The 15,840-nt window shown below is 49.6% G+C and carries 17 protein-coding genes; 12 read left to right on the top strand and 5 right to left on the bottom strand.

The window, feature by feature from the left end; genetic code table 11:
* The first annotated feature begins 3 nt into the window (after positions 1 to 3).
* The 9 genes from B5F34_RS06820 to B5F34_RS06780 all read left to right on the top strand — a co-directional run bounded on the left by B5F34_RS06820 (position 4) and on the right by B5F34_RS06780 (position 7,005).
* On the top strand, positions 4 to 492 hold the full coding sequence (locus tag B5F34_RS06820) for a DUF6452 family protein (protein WP_087336439.1): 489 nt from the start codon (positions 4 to 6) through the stop codon (positions 490 to 492).
* Positions 455 to 1,228, top strand: a complete 774-nt coding sequence (locus B5F34_RS06815; protein WP_087336438.1) for a DUF6048 family protein — start codon at positions 455 to 457, stop codon at positions 1,226 to 1,228. Before B5F34_RS06820 ends, B5F34_RS06815 begins: the two co-directional genes overlap by 38 nt.
* Positions 1,229 to 1,254: 26 nt before the next feature.
* Complete coding sequence (locus B5F34_RS06810; protein WP_087336436.1) at positions 1,255 to 1,836, top strand: manganese efflux pump MntP family protein; 582 nt, start codon at positions 1,255 to 1,257, stop codon at positions 1,834 to 1,836.
* 69 nt (positions 1,837 to 1,905) lie between these two features.
* On the top strand, positions 1,906 to 2,934 hold the full coding sequence (locus B5F34_RS06805; protein ID WP_087336433.1) for an FAD:protein FMN transferase: 1,029 nt from the start codon (positions 1,906 to 1,908) through the stop codon (positions 2,932 to 2,934).
* A 416-nt stretch (positions 2,935 to 3,350) separates the two neighbouring features.
* Positions 3,351 to 3,686, top strand: coding sequence for a 6-carboxytetrahydropterin synthase QueD (gene queD / locus B5F34_RS06800; RefSeq protein ID WP_087336430.1), 336 nt, complete (start codon positions 3,351 to 3,353; stop codon positions 3,684 to 3,686).
* Positions 3,670 to 4,221, top strand: a complete 552-nt coding sequence (locus B5F34_RS06795; RefSeq protein WP_087336426.1) for a radical SAM protein — start codon at positions 3,670 to 3,672, stop codon at positions 4,219 to 4,221. The genes queD and B5F34_RS06795 overlap by 17 nt, the downstream gene beginning before the upstream one ends.
* Positions 4,222 to 4,292: 71 nt before the next feature.
* Positions 4,293 to 5,033: a (Fe-S)-binding protein gene (locus B5F34_RS06790; RefSeq protein ID WP_087336424.1), complete on the top strand. Its 741-nt coding sequence runs from the start codon at positions 4,293 to 4,295 to the stop codon at positions 5,031 to 5,033.
* On the top strand, positions 5,030 to 6,424 hold the full coding sequence (locus B5F34_RS06785; protein WP_087336422.1) for a lactate utilization protein B: 1,395 nt from the start codon (positions 5,030 to 5,032) through the stop codon (positions 6,422 to 6,424). Before B5F34_RS06790 ends, B5F34_RS06785 begins: the two co-directional genes overlap by 4 nt.
* The gene (locus B5F34_RS06780; RefSeq protein ID WP_087336420.1) at positions 6,421 to 7,005 is read left to right on the top strand and encodes an LUD domain-containing protein; all 585 of its coding nucleotides are present in this window, start codon (positions 6,421 to 6,423) and stop codon (positions 7,003 to 7,005) included. Before B5F34_RS06785 ends, B5F34_RS06780 begins: the two co-directional genes overlap by 4 nt.
* A 251-nt stretch (positions 7,006 to 7,256) precedes the next feature.
* Here the strand turns inward: B5F34_RS06780 and B5F34_RS06775 are convergent, their stop codons facing one another.
* The 5 genes from B5F34_RS06775 to B5F34_RS06755 are packed head-to-tail and all read right to left on the bottom strand — an operon-like array spanning position 7,257 to position 10,175.
* Positions 7,257 to 7,838 carry a Maf-like protein gene (locus B5F34_RS06775; RefSeq protein WP_087336635.1) on the bottom strand — a complete coding sequence of 194 codons (582 nt, stop codon included), beginning with the start codon at positions 7,836 to 7,838 and terminating at the stop codon, positions 7,257 to 7,259.
* Positions 7,839 to 7,890: 52 nt separating this feature from the next.
* Positions 7,891 to 8,421, bottom strand: coding sequence for an HAD-IIIA family hydrolase (locus B5F34_RS06770; RefSeq protein ID WP_087336418.1), 531 nt, complete (start codon positions 8,419 to 8,421; stop codon positions 7,891 to 7,893).
* 27 nt (positions 8,422 to 8,448) lie between these two features.
* A complete protein-coding gene (locus tag B5F34_RS06765) occupies positions 8,449 to 9,285 on the bottom strand; it encodes a Rossmann-like and DUF2520 domain-containing protein (protein ID WP_087336416.1) in 837 nt (278 codons plus the stop codon).
* Positions 9,286 to 9,300: 15 nt separating this feature from the next.
* Positions 9,301 to 9,633 carry a hypothetical protein gene (locus B5F34_RS06760; RefSeq protein WP_087336415.1) on the bottom strand — a complete coding sequence of 111 codons (333 nt, stop codon included), beginning with the start codon at positions 9,631 to 9,633 and terminating at the stop codon, positions 9,301 to 9,303.
* A complete protein-coding gene (locus B5F34_RS06755) occupies positions 9,630 to 10,175 on the bottom strand; it encodes a nitroreductase family protein (RefSeq protein WP_087336413.1) in 546 nt (181 codons plus the stop codon). The genes B5F34_RS06760 and B5F34_RS06755 overlap by 4 nt, the downstream gene beginning before the upstream one ends.
* A gap of 249 nt (positions 10,176 to 10,424) precedes the next feature.
* Between B5F34_RS06755 and B5F34_RS06750 the strand changes: the two genes are divergently transcribed.
* From B5F34_RS06750 to B5F34_RS06740, 3 genes are all read left to right on the top strand, one after another.
* Complete coding sequence (locus B5F34_RS06750) at positions 10,425 to 11,408, top strand: GNAT family N-acetyltransferase (protein WP_087336632.1); 984 nt, start codon at positions 10,425 to 10,427, stop codon at positions 11,406 to 11,408.
* Between the two features lie 162 nt (positions 11,409 to 11,570).
* The gene (locus B5F34_RS06745) at positions 11,571 to 12,446 is read left to right on the top strand and encodes an Rpn family recombination-promoting nuclease/putative transposase (RefSeq protein WP_087336411.1); all 876 of its coding nucleotides are present in this window, start codon (positions 11,571 to 11,573) and stop codon (positions 12,444 to 12,446) included.
* Positions 12,447 to 12,585: 139 nt separating this feature from the next.
* On the top strand, positions 12,586 to 15,561 hold the full coding sequence (locus tag B5F34_RS06740; protein WP_087336409.1) for a PEP/pyruvate-binding domain-containing protein: 2,976 nt from the start codon (positions 12,586 to 12,588) through the stop codon (positions 15,559 to 15,561).
* Positions 15,562 to 15,840 lie beyond the last annotated feature (279 nt).

Below are 15,840 nucleotides of genomic sequence, written 5' to 3'. Positions count from 1 at the left end.
ACGATGAGACAACTGATAAGAATAATCTTTGGGAGTTTACTCCTCTGTGTTTTCATCGGCTTCACCGCTTCCTGTTCGGAAGAAGCCGACTGTTCTATGGCCGAACGCCCGATGATGAACTGCAATCTCTACACCCTCGACCGAGACGGATATGCCATCAGAGACACACTCGACTCGCTCACCGTCACGGCATGGGGCACGGACAGTATTATTGTCAATAACCAACAGGATGTGAGAGACCTTACACTGCCTTTGCGCTATACAGCCGACTCGACAGTACTGGTGTTCCGGTATAGCCGCAACACGACCGACACCGTGATTATACGCCATACCAACACGCCCTATTTCCTGTCGATGGATTGCGGGTATCAAATGCAGCAGAGCATCAACGAGGTCCTTCATACTCGTCATCGGTTGGACTCCATATACATAACCTCTAATGAAGCCGACATTTATGGTCAGGAAAACATTAAACTATTTTATATTCATTAGTCTGCTATGCGCACTGTGGCTGTTCTTCCCCCTAAAAGGTACGGCACAGAACTATAACAACCAACGTGATACGCGACCGGTAGCGACCAAAAAAGAAAAAAAGGCTGCCGAGATAGAATATCCGCTCTACAACGGCGTATTTGTTGGAATCGACCTTTGGGGCATAGGTAGCGGACTGCTGGGAGGGAACATGACCAGCAGCGAAGTGGTGGCATGCGTAGACTTGAAGCACCGTTTCTTCCCTACCGTAGAATTGGGATATGGGAAAACAGACGAATGGAGTGACGATGGAATACATTACAAAAGCGGTGCCCCCTATTTCCGGATAGGCATGGACTATAATGCCCTCTATAAAAAGAAGCACGGACACATGATACTTGTCGGCCTGCGCTACGGATTCAGCAGCTTCAACTATGATATTGGCAGCTACGAACTGAACGACCCCATCTATGGCGGCCCCCCCATGAATCCTAACATATCGGATGACATCTGGGGAGGAAGCGTGCTCTACCAGCATCCCGGCATGAAAGGCTCCATGCAATGGCTGGAATTTGGTGTAGGCATCCGTACCCGTGTCTGGCGCGCCCTCTATATGGGATGGGGGATAAAGTACCACTTCAAGCTAAGCGAATCCAAAGGCCGGTTTGGCGACCCGTGGTATGTGCCCGGCTTTGGAAAATACGGCAACAATGCCTTGGGAGTACAATACACCATTATGTACAAACTACCGTTTTAACGGATTAAAAATAGGATAACGTAATTATGACCGGATTTGAGACTTGGTTGCTGGCCGTCGGGTTGGCCATGGATTGTTTTGCCGTTTCCATAGCCAGCGGCATCATATTGAAACATACCCGCTGGAAAACGATGCTGACTATGGCATTCTTCTTCGGCTTTTTTCAGGCACTGATGCCACTCATAGGGTGGGCCGCCGCCAGCCTGTTCAGCCATCTTATAGAAAGCGTAGACCACTGGATAGCCTTTGGTATCCTGGCTTTCCTGGGCATCCGCATGATTCGCGAATCGCTCAAAGAAGAAGATTGCCGCCGAGCCTTCGACCCCACACGCCTGAAGGTCATACTGGCCTTTGCTGTAGCTACCAGCATCGATGCCCTGGCCGTGGGGGTGTCGTTTGCCTTTATGGGCATAAAAGGCATATCCGGCATCCTTCCTGTAACAGGCATCATCGGTTTCGTATCGTTCATGCTTTCTCTGACCGGACTGCTATTCGGCATCAAGTGCGGATGCGGCCTGGCACGCAAATTACGGGCAGAAATGTTGGGAGGCATTATATTGGTGCTTATTGGAAGCAAGATTCTGGTAGAACATCTGTTCTTTTCATAGACTTCCCCCTCCAATGGTATCAGTCTTTGCACTCCTGCAACCACAAAACCATCCATATTCTGAAACTTTATGACTCGCAAAAAGACTATTAATCTCCTATGGCTACTGCTTCTGATAGCGGGTACTGTCTGGATTCTCAGCCGACACCAGGCCACTCCCCCTTACCAGAAAGACAATGGCATGATATTCGGTACTCTCTACAACGTAACCTATCAATCGGACAAAAACATGAAAGAGGCTATCGAAGCTGTACTGCACCGCTTCGATGGTTCGCTCTCTCCCTTCAACGACACCTCGGTTATCAGCCGTGTGAACCGCAACGATCCGGTAGTGCCCGACTCTTTCTTCGTCAATGTCTTCCGCCGCAGCCGGGAAATCTCCGCACAGACCAACGGTGCTTTTGACATCACGGTAGCTCCGCTGGTCAATGCTTGGGGATTCGGCTTCAAAGACGGTGCCTTTCCCGACTCACTCACCATAGACAGTCTGTTGCAATTTACCGGCTGGCAGAAGGTGCGTCTTACCGACAAAGGAATCATTGAAAAAGAAGACCCACGCCTGATGCTCGACTGTAGTGCCGTAGCCAAAGGGTATGCGGTGGATGTGGTGGCCCACTTGCTACGACGACACGGCATACATAACTTCATGGTCGATATAGGCGGCGAAGTGGTGGTAAGCGGCACCAATCCTTCGGACCAACCGTGGCGCATCGGTATCAACAAGCCGGTGGATGACTCCCTCTCGATAAACGGTGAGCTCCAGACCGTGCTGCACATCACCCAAGCTGCTCTGGCTACTTCCGGCAATTACCGGAATTTCTACTACAAAGACGGGAAAAAATACGCCCATACCATCGACCCCCGTACGGGCAATCCGGTACAGCACGAGATACTGTCGGCCACGGTCATTGCCCCCGACTGCATGAGCGCCGATGCCTATGCCACCTCATTCATGGTCATGGGACTGCAGCACACCATCCGTTTCCTGAAAGAGCATCCGGGCATTGAAGCTTATCTCATTTACAGCACACCGGACGGAAAGACTGCCATATACCAAACTGAAGGCATGGCCCGCTATTTTATAAATGAATTCAGCTGATGTTTCACCGTGAAGGTTGTGAAAGATGCGTGAATGAAGTATCTTTCACAACAAATAACTAATTGACATATAGTTGCAATAGCGTGAAGGCGTGAAGGCAATTGGGGAGAAAAGAAAGTCATATCCGTATAGTCCACTCTGAAGATAAGGCTGCTCAAATGAAGGTTTACGGTGCTCAAATGAAGGTTTAGGACGCTCAAATGAAGGTTTAGGAGGATATGCAGAGAATGTGCCTGTCTTCACGACCTTCGTTTTTGTCCCTTTGTTCTATAGCAATGTCCCTATAAACGGGACCAAGAACCCGTAAAAGGAGACGGCAACAAGCCGTCGGTCCTGTTTTTTATTCTGCCAATATAGAATACCGAGGATTTTTATCTAATTTTGCTGCCTGAAAAGATTAATAACATTACACCGATATGTATACAGTGATTAAACGTATGGAGATTTCGGCTGCTCACCGGCTCCAACTCTCCTACCCCAGCAAATGCCAACAACTGCACGGACATAATTGGATTATCACAGTCTATTGCCGTGCCCGCGAACTGAACCAAGATGGCATGGTAACAGACTTTACCCACATCAAACAACTGGTACAGGATACGCTGGACCACCGCAATCTGAATGATATACTTTCTTTTAACCCTACTGCCGAAAACATAGCCCGCTGGCTGTGCGACCGTATCGAACACTGCTACCGAGTTGATGTGCAAGAATCGGAAGGAAATACTGCCATTTATGAAAAAGAAGATTAACGAAATATTCTATAGCCTGCAGGGAGAAGGCTGCCATACGGGAACTCCCGCCGTTTTCATCCGCTTTTCCGGATGTAACCTTCACTGCTCATTCTGCGATACGCAACATGAAGAAGGTACGCCGATGACTAACGAGGAAATTATAAAGGAAGCCTGCCGATACCCGGCCCGCATGGTCGTACTCACCGGCGGAGAACCGGCACTCCAAATAGACAAAGACCTCATTGACCGCCTGCACCGAGAACACCGCTATATCTGCATTGAAACTAACGGGACCACTCTTCTACCTCCTGGCATAGACTGGGTGACTTGTTCTCCGAAAGCCGAAAGCACCGTAGTCATCCCGCGCATCAACGAACTGAAAGTGGTCTACACCGGACAAGACGTAGAGACTTTGCGCGAACAACTGAAAGCCGACCACTACCTATTGCAACCCTGCTCGGGCCAGAACATCTCCGAAACGGTGGACTATGTGATGCAGCACCCCCATTGGAGACTCAGCCTGCAAACGCATAAGTTCATCGGTATCAGATGACTGTTCTTACCTTCGTTGATAAGACAGCCTGAAAACTTCATCGCCAATATTTAACCAAAATTCACGCTAATATGAAAGTAGGCTTATTTATCCCCTGCTACATCAATGCCATCTATCCGCAAGTAGGTGTATCATCCTACCGATTGCTGACAAGCTTAGGAGTGGACGTAGACTATCCACAAGACCAGACTTGTTGCGGGCAGCCTATGGCCAATGCCGGATTCGAGAACGAATCGACCCAACTGGCCAGCCGCTTCGAACAGTTATTCAGCAACTATGACTACGTAATAGGTCCTTCGGCCAGCTGTGTAGCTTTCATACGGCTCAACCATCCAGGCATCCTGAAACAAGCCGGACACACCTGCCAAAGTGCCGGCAAAGTATATGACATCTGCGAATTTATTCACGATGTACTGAAGCCCACCCGCCTCAACGCCCGCTTCCCCCACCGCGTCAGCATCCATAACAGCTGCCACGGAGTACGCGAACTCGGCCTTTCGTCGCCTTCCGAACGCAATATTCCTTACTATAACAAGCTGCGCGACCTGCTTTCGATGGTAGAAGACATCGAAATCCATGAGCCCGAACACGCGGACGAATGCTGCGGCTTTGGAGGCATGTTTGCTGTCGAAGAACAAGCCGTGTCCGTCTGCATGGCCCGTGACAAAATCCGACACCACCTGGACACGGGAGCCGAATACATCACCGGTGCCGACAGTTCGTGCCTCATGCACATGCAGGGTGTCATCGACCGCGAACACCTGCCCATCCGAACCATCCACATTGTAGACATCTTAACTTCCAAACAATGAGTACCAAACATTCCATAGCCGCCGAAGCTTTCCTGAAAGACCAACGGCAGGTGGCCTGGCACAACGAGACCCTCTGGATGGTCCGTGCCAAACGCGACAAAATGAGTCGCGAAGTGCCCGAATGGGAAGACCTGCGGCGCAAGGCCTGCGAGCTGAAACTATATTCCAACAGCCATCTCGACGAATTGCTCACCCAATTTGAGCAGAAAGCCACAGCCAACGGGGCTATCGTGCACTGGGCCAAAGATGCAGCCGAGTATCGCTCTATTGTCTACGACATACTCAGTTCCCACCACGTCAAACGCTTCGTCAAAAGCAAATCCATGCTGGCCGAGGAGTGCGAACTGAATCCCTACCTGCTCTCCAAAGGCATTGATGTAGTGGAAACCGATCTGGGCGAACGCATCCTACAGCTTATGCATCTTCCGCCTGCCCACATCGTTCTACCGGCCATCCACATCAAACGTCAGCAAGTAGCCGAGCTGTTTCAAAAGGAAATGGATGCCGAACCCGGCAACTGCGACCCCACTTACCTGACCCATGTGGCACGGCGTAACCTGCGCCACATCTTCCTCAATGCCGAAGCAGCCATGACCGGAGCCAACTTTGCTGTAGCCTCAACCGGCGACATTGTCGTATGCACCAACGAGGGGAATGCCGACATGGGAACTTCATGCCCCAAACTGAACATCGCCGCTTTCGGTCTGGAGAAAATCGTACCCGACCTCGATGCCCTGGCAGTCTTTACCCGCCTGCTGGCACGCTCGGGCACCGGACAGCCTGCCACAACTTATACTTCGCACTACCGACATCCGCGTAAGGGAGGAGAGTACCACATCATCATTGTAGACAATGGCCGCACCGACATTCTTACCCATCCCGACCACATCCGCACGCTGAACTGCATCCGCTGTGGTGCGTGCATGAACACTTGTCCCGTCTATCGGCGCAGCGGCGGTTATTCATATACTTACTTCGTGCCCGGTCCTATCGGCATCAACCTCGGAATGGCTCATGACCCCATGAAATACAGCGACAACCTGTCGGCTTGCTCGCTGTGCCTGTCCTGCTCCAGTGTCTGCCCGGTCATGGTAGACTTGGGCGAACAGATTTACCGCTGGCGACAGACGCTGGACGGCATAGGCAAAGCCAATCCTGTCAAGAAGGCCATGTCTGGAGGCATGAAAACCCTGATGGAGCACCCAAGCCTTTTCAACACCGCGCTCCGATTTGCCCCATGGGTAAACAGTCTGCCACGCTTCCTGAAATACAACCGTCTGGACGAATGGGGCAAAGGAAGAGAACTTCCCCGTTTTGCCAATGAGTCATTCAATGAAATGTGGAAAAAACATAAAGTACAAGGAGAACAAGGAAAGGAGGAATCCAAATGAGCAGCAGAGACGAAATCCTATCTGCCATCCGGCAAAATACCCGGCAGAAATTCGAATATCCCCAATGGGCACTCCGTGCCACTACCTACGCCGACCCGGCAGCGCATTTCTGCCAAGCACTCGCCCAAGTGGGAGGTCAATCTGTCATGACGGACAAAGACACCGACATCAATGCCCTCATCCGCGAGCATTTCCCACAGGCCAGACGCATCGGTTCTGTCTGTCCGGAAATCACTTGTGCCACCTTCAACCCCGATAATGTAGAACGTGCGCAAGACCTCGACGGGACAGATGTAGCCATAGTCAGCGGAGAATTTGGCGTGGCCGAGAACGGAGCTGTCTGGATTCCGCAGACAGTCCGTCATAAGGCTCTGTATTTCATAGCCGAAAGTCTGGTTATTCTTCTTGAGCGCAGCCAAATAGTACACAACATGCACGAGGCCTATGCCCGCTTGAAACAAGACGGCGACTATCAGTTTGGTGTCTTTATTTCAGGACCGTCCAAAACAGCCGACATTGAACAGGCACTGGTGATGGGAGCACACGGAGCCAGAGAGGTATTGGTGGTGCTGAGGCCGTGAAGAAAGCTGCATTTTCTTGCAATGAGATGGCAGGCCGACTGTGCCCTTACATCTCAGACATGAACTCCCAGGCGCTTGGAAGCGAACTTCCAAGCACTTGGGAGTTTCTTTCTAAAGGCTTAGAAACAAACCTCCTCTATATAAGGTGAAACAGTTTGTCTGACAGGAAGATACCCAAGAATGGACCTTCTTCTGCCAGGGCAGACGGATGGCAACAAACGCATTCTACCCACGGTATAGGCGCATCCGACTTACAGTTTTTTCAGTTCCTGGTATAACCTCTGCACGGGAAGTCCCATGATATTAAAGTAACTGCCTTCTATATGCTCTACACCAATATAGCCTATCCATTCCTGCACACCGTAAGCTCCAGCCTTATCCATCGGACAAAAACGGTCTACATAATACGTTATTTCTTCTTCCGACAAAGTAGCAAAGCGCACCTCAGTACCGGCTGAGAAACAGCGCTGCCAGTCACACGTCGTCAGGCAGACCCCTGTATAAACTTCATGCGTACGTCCGGACATAGCCCTCAACATCTGCAAGGCATCTTCGCGGTCATGGGGTTTTCCCAACACCCTCCCATCCAACCACACAATCGTATCGGCTGTAATTATCAGCTCATTGTCCTTCAACATAGAACGATAAGCTTCAGCCTTCTCACGCGAGATGTACAGAGGAATGTCCGCTCCCTGCAAGGTATCAGGATATGACTCATCCACACCGGGCAACGTACGCACTTCATAGTCTACACCCAATCCCGAAAGCAGTTCTTTGCGTCGAGGAGAGTTAGATGCCAGAATCAGGTGATATTTCTTCAAATTATCAAGCATATACATAAGTAATGTTTAGAAAGTATTAATTAACAAGCCAAGCTTTCCGGAATTACCAGCCAAAAGCGCGATTGTCTGCCATCCAAAGGCCTTGCGCCCGCATCACTTGCTCTATCAAATCGCGCCCGCATCCATATCCGCCCATTGCATGCGAGATATAACGTGAAACCGCCTTGACTTCAGGCACGGCATCATGAGGGCAGCAAGGAAGTCCGCAAAGGTTCATTACCTGTATGTCGGGAATATCATCACCCATGTAGGTAATTTCCTCGTGCTGCAATCCGTGGCGTTTACAGAAATCCTGGTAATCATGCACTTTGACAGACGAACCCAAGTAGATATTCTCAGGAGAAAGTCCCAATGCCAGAAAACGATGACGTACCGCCTCGGTACGTCCGCCGGTTATGATACCGACCAGCAATCCCTGCTTCACTGCCAATTGCAAAGCGTAACCGTCTTTTATGTTCAACGTACGCAATGGCTCACCTTCCGCATTCATGGGAACGACATTCGCACTCAATACACCATCTACATCAAACAGCAACGCCTTGATCCGAGTCAAATCGTAATTAATGGTACTCATATAAGCAACTACTTTATTTAATCCAAGTCACGGAGCTACGGCGTTTTTACTCGCTTCTCCAGATGAAGGAATGTCAGAATGAAGACGACTGATACTTTCGCTAATCTTCCGATAAAGCTCCTGCAATTCAGGAGCATCGGCCAAGAGAGCAAGATGCTTCTCCACCACAGCCCTATCACCACGGACTGCAGGTCCGGTTTGGGCATCGTGCGGAGCAAGGAAATGTACCTTCCGGGCAGTTTCATCTATAAGCGGCAGCAAAGCATCAAAGGGAAGTCCATGACCAGTCAGGACACGGTCGGCACAATCGTATAAATAGTTGGTAAAATTACAAGCCAGCACAGCTGCCAAATGCAAATAACGCCGCTGTTCGGACGTTGCCTCATAAACTTGGGCAGAAAGGACAGACGCCACTGCATGAAGGAACTCTACACAAGGTTTGTCGCACCCTTCTACAAAAATAGGAATCCGTGAGAAATCCACCTCCTGCTGCTTGCTGAAAGTCTGCATGGGATAAAAAACGCCATAATTGGCGGCATATCCTTTCCACAAATCCATAGGCTGGCTACCAGCCGTATGTACCCACAGAGCATCTTCATGTCCCTCAACCAACCGGGGGATAAGCTGGGGCAAGACATCGTCTGTCAGCGAAACCACATACAGCCGGGCATGCGGTGCCAATGCTCCCACATCGGTTGTCCAGGCGGCTTCAACCTGCTGCGCCAGCGCACGGGCAGAAGCATCTGTGCGGCTGTAGACCTGCATGATGCGGAAACCCTTGCGATAAAACGCCTTGGCAAGATTGGTAGCCAGATTGCCGGCACCCACCATCACTATCGAAGTATCTTCAATGCTTCTTCTCATAAAATTAACCAGTTTTCAACGCGTAGAAATAAAATACAGTATAATGCCTACTACCAACAAGGCAAGTGGCAAAAGATAAGCCGACATGGTGCCCAGCAACGCAGTGATAAGTCCGAAATTGAGTATGAGCCATAAGGCCAACAGCACCAATCCCACAGATTTATCATGTTTCAGCAAAAGAAAGATAACGGCTGTGTAGAGCAAAAAATAATCTTTGTTCATCACCCAGGGTAAACCCAGACGTCCAAAGCCCACGATACGGTCTATCAGATAAATAATGCCAAACACGATAAGTGTCACGGCAGCAGCTTTGTATGTATCGCTATTATTATGCGCCTTGGCCATCATTCCTGTCCTCCCTCCTGGTAACGGTTCAAGTGAATTTTCTCCCACTGCAGGAATTCTTCGTTGAAAGGCTTTCGTTCCATCCCTTTATGGCCAACCGCAATGATGCAGACCGTCTGCAACTGCAAGGGCAGATTCAGCACATTATGGACATAATCATCCGAAGGAATGCCTGTCTGCGTATAACGTTCACGCACTTGCACCCAACAACTGCCCAGCCCCAAATCTTCTGCTTGCAACTGCACGTATATGGCAGCAATAGAAGCATCTTCTATCCATACGTCGCTGGCAAGCGGGTCTGCCGCAACCACTACGGCCAGTGGAGCATCAGCCAAAAACTGTGAACCTTGCGCCTTGCAAAGCGAAAGCTGAAGAAGTAACTCTTTATCATCTACTACAATAAACTGCCAGGGAGTACTGCGTTTGGAAGACGGAGCCATCAGTGCAGCCTTCATCAGTGCCACGACCTGCTCCTGCGTCAACTCCTCTTCGGTAAATCTGCGCATGCTACGACGCAGTTTTATCAAATCACTGAAACTTTCCATTTGTATCCGAATATTGATTTTGGGCACAAATATAGGGAAAAATCCCATACGTACCTGACAAGAAAACAAAATGTCCAATCGAAGAAAAACATTGCCGAATGGAAGTAAACAGATGAACGTCCGTCAAATACACAATCCAGATGCCCTGTTGAATGACACCCGTCAACAAACAAAATGTCATTCCAACAGAAAAAGAAAAGAAACAAAACAGAGCACAACAAACAAGATTATTCGTATATTTGCATCACCATGCCTTTGCAACTGACCATATACCGTGCCGGAAGCAACATTCCCGCCTTGCCGGGCAACAACACCTTCCACTCCACCGAGTTGTTTCATATCTATGAAGCCACACCCGGCTATACCCCCTTGCTGGTTGTGGCCAGCCTCAATGGCCAACCCGTAGCCAAACTGCTGGGCGTGGTGCGCCGCAGTGTACGGCTGACACCTCCTGCTTTAATCAAACGTTGTGAAGTGTATGGGACGGGAGAATACTTTGTGCCCGATGAACAGTGCGAAAACATATTCGGCGAAATGCTCCGGAAACTGACCCACGAAGCTTTGCGCCGTTCGTTTCTTATCGAATTCCGAAACCTGGACGACCCACGTTTCGGCTATCGCTTCTTCCGCCAAAACCACTACTTCCCCATTAACTGGCTGCGCGTGCGCAATTCCTTACACGACAACAGCCCGGTAGAAGCCCGCTTCAGTCCATCTCGATTACGGCAAATCCGAAAAGGGCTAAAGAACGGTGCACAAGTCCGGCAAGCACGTACTCCAGATGAAATCCAACATTTTGCCCGGATGCTCCACCATGTCTATTCTTTCAAAATCCGACGCCACTTCCCCAGCCTGCGCTTCTTCCGCGAATTAGAACGCCAATTGGTCAACGGCAAACAAAGCACGATATTCATCGTCACCTATAAAGAACGCATCATCGGAGGAAGTGCCTGCATATATTCAGCCGACACGGCCTACCTGTGGTTTTCGGGTGGTATGCGCAAAACCTATGCTCTCCAATACCCAGGCATCCTGGCCGTATGGGCAGCCCTAAGCGATGCCAAACAACGTGGATGCCGACACTTGGAGTTTATGGATGTAGGCTTGCCTTTCCGCCGACATGGATATAGAGATTTCGTATTGCGCTTTGGCGGCAGGCAAATCAGCACCCGACGCTGGTTCCGCTTCCGCTGGACATGGCTGAACCAACTATTGAGCAAACTGTGGGAATAACAAAACTTCCTTACCCTTTTCTTTAACCAAGACTCCTTTAACAAGCCACCCTACCTCCACCACGAATCCTCCGAATCCTCCGGCATTTTTCCGGAAAAATCAACACGGGAATGAGATTTTTTACGTAAGTTTGTAGCCGTAACCCTAAAACCGTACATTACTATGTGTTCAGAAGGAATTTATGACAGATATATCAACTTTTACACGGATTTTGCATTCAAGAAACTTTTTGGCACAGAACTCAATAAAGAACTGCTCATCAGTTTCCTGAACTCTCTATTACAAGGACGTGAACATATTGAAGACATTACTTATCTAAATACAGAACACTTGGGCACACAAGAGTATGACCGTCGTGCCGTGTTTGATGTCTATTGTAAAAACAACCGCGGCGAGTACTTTCTGGTAGAAATGCAGAAAGGAGAACAGCAATATTTCAAAGACCGGAGCATCTATTACTCCAGTTTTGCCATCCGCGAACAAGCTCCTCGTGGCTATTGGGATTATGAACTAAAAGAAATCTACACCATCGGTATACTGAATTTCTGCTTTGAAGGAAGTTCCCCCTCTTACTACCATGAGGTAAAGCTATTGGACACAGAAACCAAAGAGGTATTCTATGACAAGTTGACGTTTATCTACTTGGAAATGCCTAAATTTACAAAAACTGAAAATGAACTGACCACACTGTTCGACAAATGGTTGTATGCCATCCGCAACTTGGCTTCATTAATGGAACGTCCTCACGTTTTACAGGAGAAAGTATTCAAACGATTGTTTGAAGCAGCTGAAATCGCCAAATTCGAACCCAAAGAACGGTATGCATACGAAGAAAGCCTAAAAATCTATCGTGATTGGTTCAGCGTAATGGAAACAGCCAAAAGAAAAGGCTTAGCAGAAGGTTTAGCGGAAGGTAGAGAACAAGGTAGAACAGAAGCTGTACAGACAATGGCTTTAAAAATGAAACAAGAAGGCATTTCTAATTCTGTTATAGCCAAGTTTACCGGAATGACTGAAACTGAAATTGAAAATCTATAAGATAAAGATTTCTACTTCAGAACATTACTGCCAAGTAAATTGAGGTTCATTCTGCAAAGAAGAGTAATGTCCTCGTGTGGTTTCGGCTGAAATAACTGCCATCTATTCATCGTCAACCCACAATCATTGATTTTTCATTATGCTTAGCAAATTCAAACTCAATCAACTCTATTTCAAAGATACCCAGTTTGCCGACCTGATGAAACGGCGCATTTTCAATGTCCTGCTCATCGCCAACCCCTACGATGCTTTTATGCTGGAAGATGACGGGCGTATAGACGAGAAAATATTCAATGAATATGCCTCGCTCTCTCTGCGCTATCCTCCCCGCTTCAGTCAGGCTACCACATGCGATGAGGCGCTGGCACAACTGGAATCAATGACCTACGACTTGGTTATCTGCATGCCAGGTACGGGAGACAATGAAGCCTTCGACACCGCCCGACGCATCAAGCAGGATTATCCACACCTGCCTATCGTCATTCTGACCCCTTTCAGCCATGGAGTCACCGAACGTATTGCCAATGAAGACCTGAGTGCCTTCGAATATGTGTTCTGCTGGTTAGGCAACACAGACCTGCTGGTATCTATCATCAAACTGATAGAAGACAAGATGAACCTTGAACACGATGTCAGCCAGGTAGGCGTGCAGGTCATGTTATTGGTAGAAGACAGCATACGCTTCTACTCTTCCGTACTTCCCAATCTCTACAAATTTGTGCTGCAACAGAGTCAGGAATTCAGCACCGAGGCACTGAATGCTCACCAACGCACCTTGCGTATGAGGGGGCGGCCCAAAATTGTATTGGCACGTACCTACCAGGAGGCATGGAGCATCTACGAAAAATACAAGAACAACATATTGGGAGTCATCACCGATGTACGTTTCCCCCGCACAGAGGGTAGTCCCAAGGATGCCTTGTCCGGCATTAAACTCTGTGCTGCCATCCGCAAAGAAGACCCATTCGTACCGCTTATCATTCAAAGCAGCGAATCGGAAAATGCAGCATACGCCGCCAAATACGGTGCCGCCTTCATCGACAAGAATTCCAAGAAAATGGATGTAGACCTGCGGCGCATCGTATCGGAGAATTTCGGTTTCGGCGACTTCATTTTCCGCAATCCGGAAACCGGAGAAGAGATTGCACGCGTCAAGAACCTGAAGGAACTGCAAAACATCTTGTTCGCTGTGCCTGCCGAATCGTTTCTCTACCACATCAGCCACAACCACGTCAGCCGCTGGCTTTACTCGCGCGCCATGTTCCCCATCGCTGAATTTCTGAAACCCATCACGTGGAACAGCCTGCAGGATGTCGACGCACACCGCCGACTTATCTTCGAGGCGATTGTAAAGTACCGTAAAATGAAGAACCAGGGCGTGGTGGCCGTGTTCAAGCGCGACCGCTTCGACCTTTACTCCAACTTTGCCCGTATCGGCGACGGTTCGTTGGGTGGAAAGGGACGCGGCCTGGCTTTCATTGACAACTTGGTAAAACACCACGCTGAGTTTGAGGAATTTGAAAATGCCCGCGTAGCCATCCCGAAGACGGTGGTTCTCTGCACCGACGTGTTCGACGAGTTCATGGACAGCAACAACCTCTATCAGGTAGCCCTGTCGGATGCCGACGATGACGTCATTCTGCGCTATTTTCTCAAAGCCAAACTGCCCGACCGACTGGTAGAAGACTTCTTCACTTTCTTCGATGTGGTGAAGTCGCCCATCGCCGTTCGCTCGTCGTCGCTGCTGGAAGATTCACACTACCAACCCTTTGCAGGCATTTACAATACCTACATGATACCTTATCTGGACGACAAATACGAAATGCTGCGCATGTTGTCCGATGCCATCAAAGGCGTATATGCTTCGGTCTTCTTCCGCGATTCAAAAGCCTACATGCAGGCTACAAGCAACGTTATCGACCAGGAAAAGATGGCTGTCATCCTGCAGCAGGTAGTCGGCATCCAGTATGGCGACCGTTATTATCCGTCCATGTCGGGAGTAGCACGTTCGCTCAACTATTACCCCCTCGGCGACGAGCAGGCCGAAGAGGGCATTGTCAATCTGGCTTTGGGATTGGGAAAATACATCGTAGACGGCGGCATGACGCTGCGTTTCTCGCCCTACCACCCCAACCAAGTGTTGCAAACCAGCGAACTGGAACTGGCATTGCGCGAAACGCAGACCCGCTTCTATGCCCTCGACCTGAGCAATGCCGGACACAACTTTTCCATCGACGACGGCTTCAACCTGCTGAAGCTCCCGGTAAAGGAGGCCGAGAAAGACGGGTCACTGAACTATATCGCCTCTACCTACGACCCCTACGACCAGATTATCCGCGACGGTCTTTACCCAGGCGGACGCAAGGTCATCACCTTTGCCAACATCCTGCAACACGATGTCTTTCCACTGCCGCGCATCCTGCAACTGGCTTTGAAATACGGACAGGCCGAGATGCGCCGCCCCGTAGAAATAGAGTTTGCTGCCAACCTGAGCCGTGAGAAAGACCGCACCGGCACGTTCTACCTGTTGCAGATACGCCCCATCGTAGACAGCAAGGAGATGTTGGAAGAAGACCTTCGCCTCATCCCCGACGACCGCCTGCTGCTGCGCTCCAACAACTCACTGGGACATGGCATCATGGACGACATATTCGACGTGGTCTACGTCAAGACACAAAACTACAGTGCCTCCCGCAATCCGGAAATTGCCCGCGAGATAGAAAAGCTGAACCAACAATTCCTCGACCTGGGACGCCACTACATCCTCATCGGCCCGGGGCGCTGGGGCAGCAGTGACCCTTGGCTGGGCATTCCCGTAAAATGGCCCCACATCTCGGCCGCCCGCGTCATCGTAGAAGCCGGGCTGACCAACTACCGCGTTGACCCCAGTCAGGGTACTCACTTCTTCCAGAACCTGACCTCATTCGGCGTAGGCTATTTCACCATCAATGCTTATATGAATGACGGACTCTACAACCAGGATTACCTGAATGCCCAACAGGCTGTGCAGGAGACTCAACACCTGCGCCACGTACGTTTCGGGCTCCCTCTGGTGGTGAAAATGGACGGCAAAAAGAAAGAAGGCGTGGTGATGCTTCCGGGCGAATCGGAATGATCGCTTTGATATTTTACCAAACCAGACTTGTCGTGAATCGCGTACTTCCACCCCAAATATGGAAGTACGCGATTCTTCGTATGCCTTTCTTCTTCATAGAAGACCTGCCGTTAAAAAAACTATTCCTGCTGTCACCCCCACGCCATCCGGAAGACTCACAATGCGCCAAGAGCCCCAAAGTAAATTCTCAAGCGCTTGGAAGCGTTCTGCTACGCACTTAAAAGCCGATAGCTAAGCAATTAGAACCAATAATCTGTCCGACAAACAGATACATGTTCA

Source organism: Mediterranea sp. An20 (assembly GCF_002160055.1).
Taxonomy (GTDB): Bacteria; Bacteroidota; Bacteroidia; order Bacteroidales; family Bacteroidaceae; genus Bacteroides; species Bacteroides avicola.
This window is presented reverse-complemented; position numbering and strand designations above follow the sequence as displayed.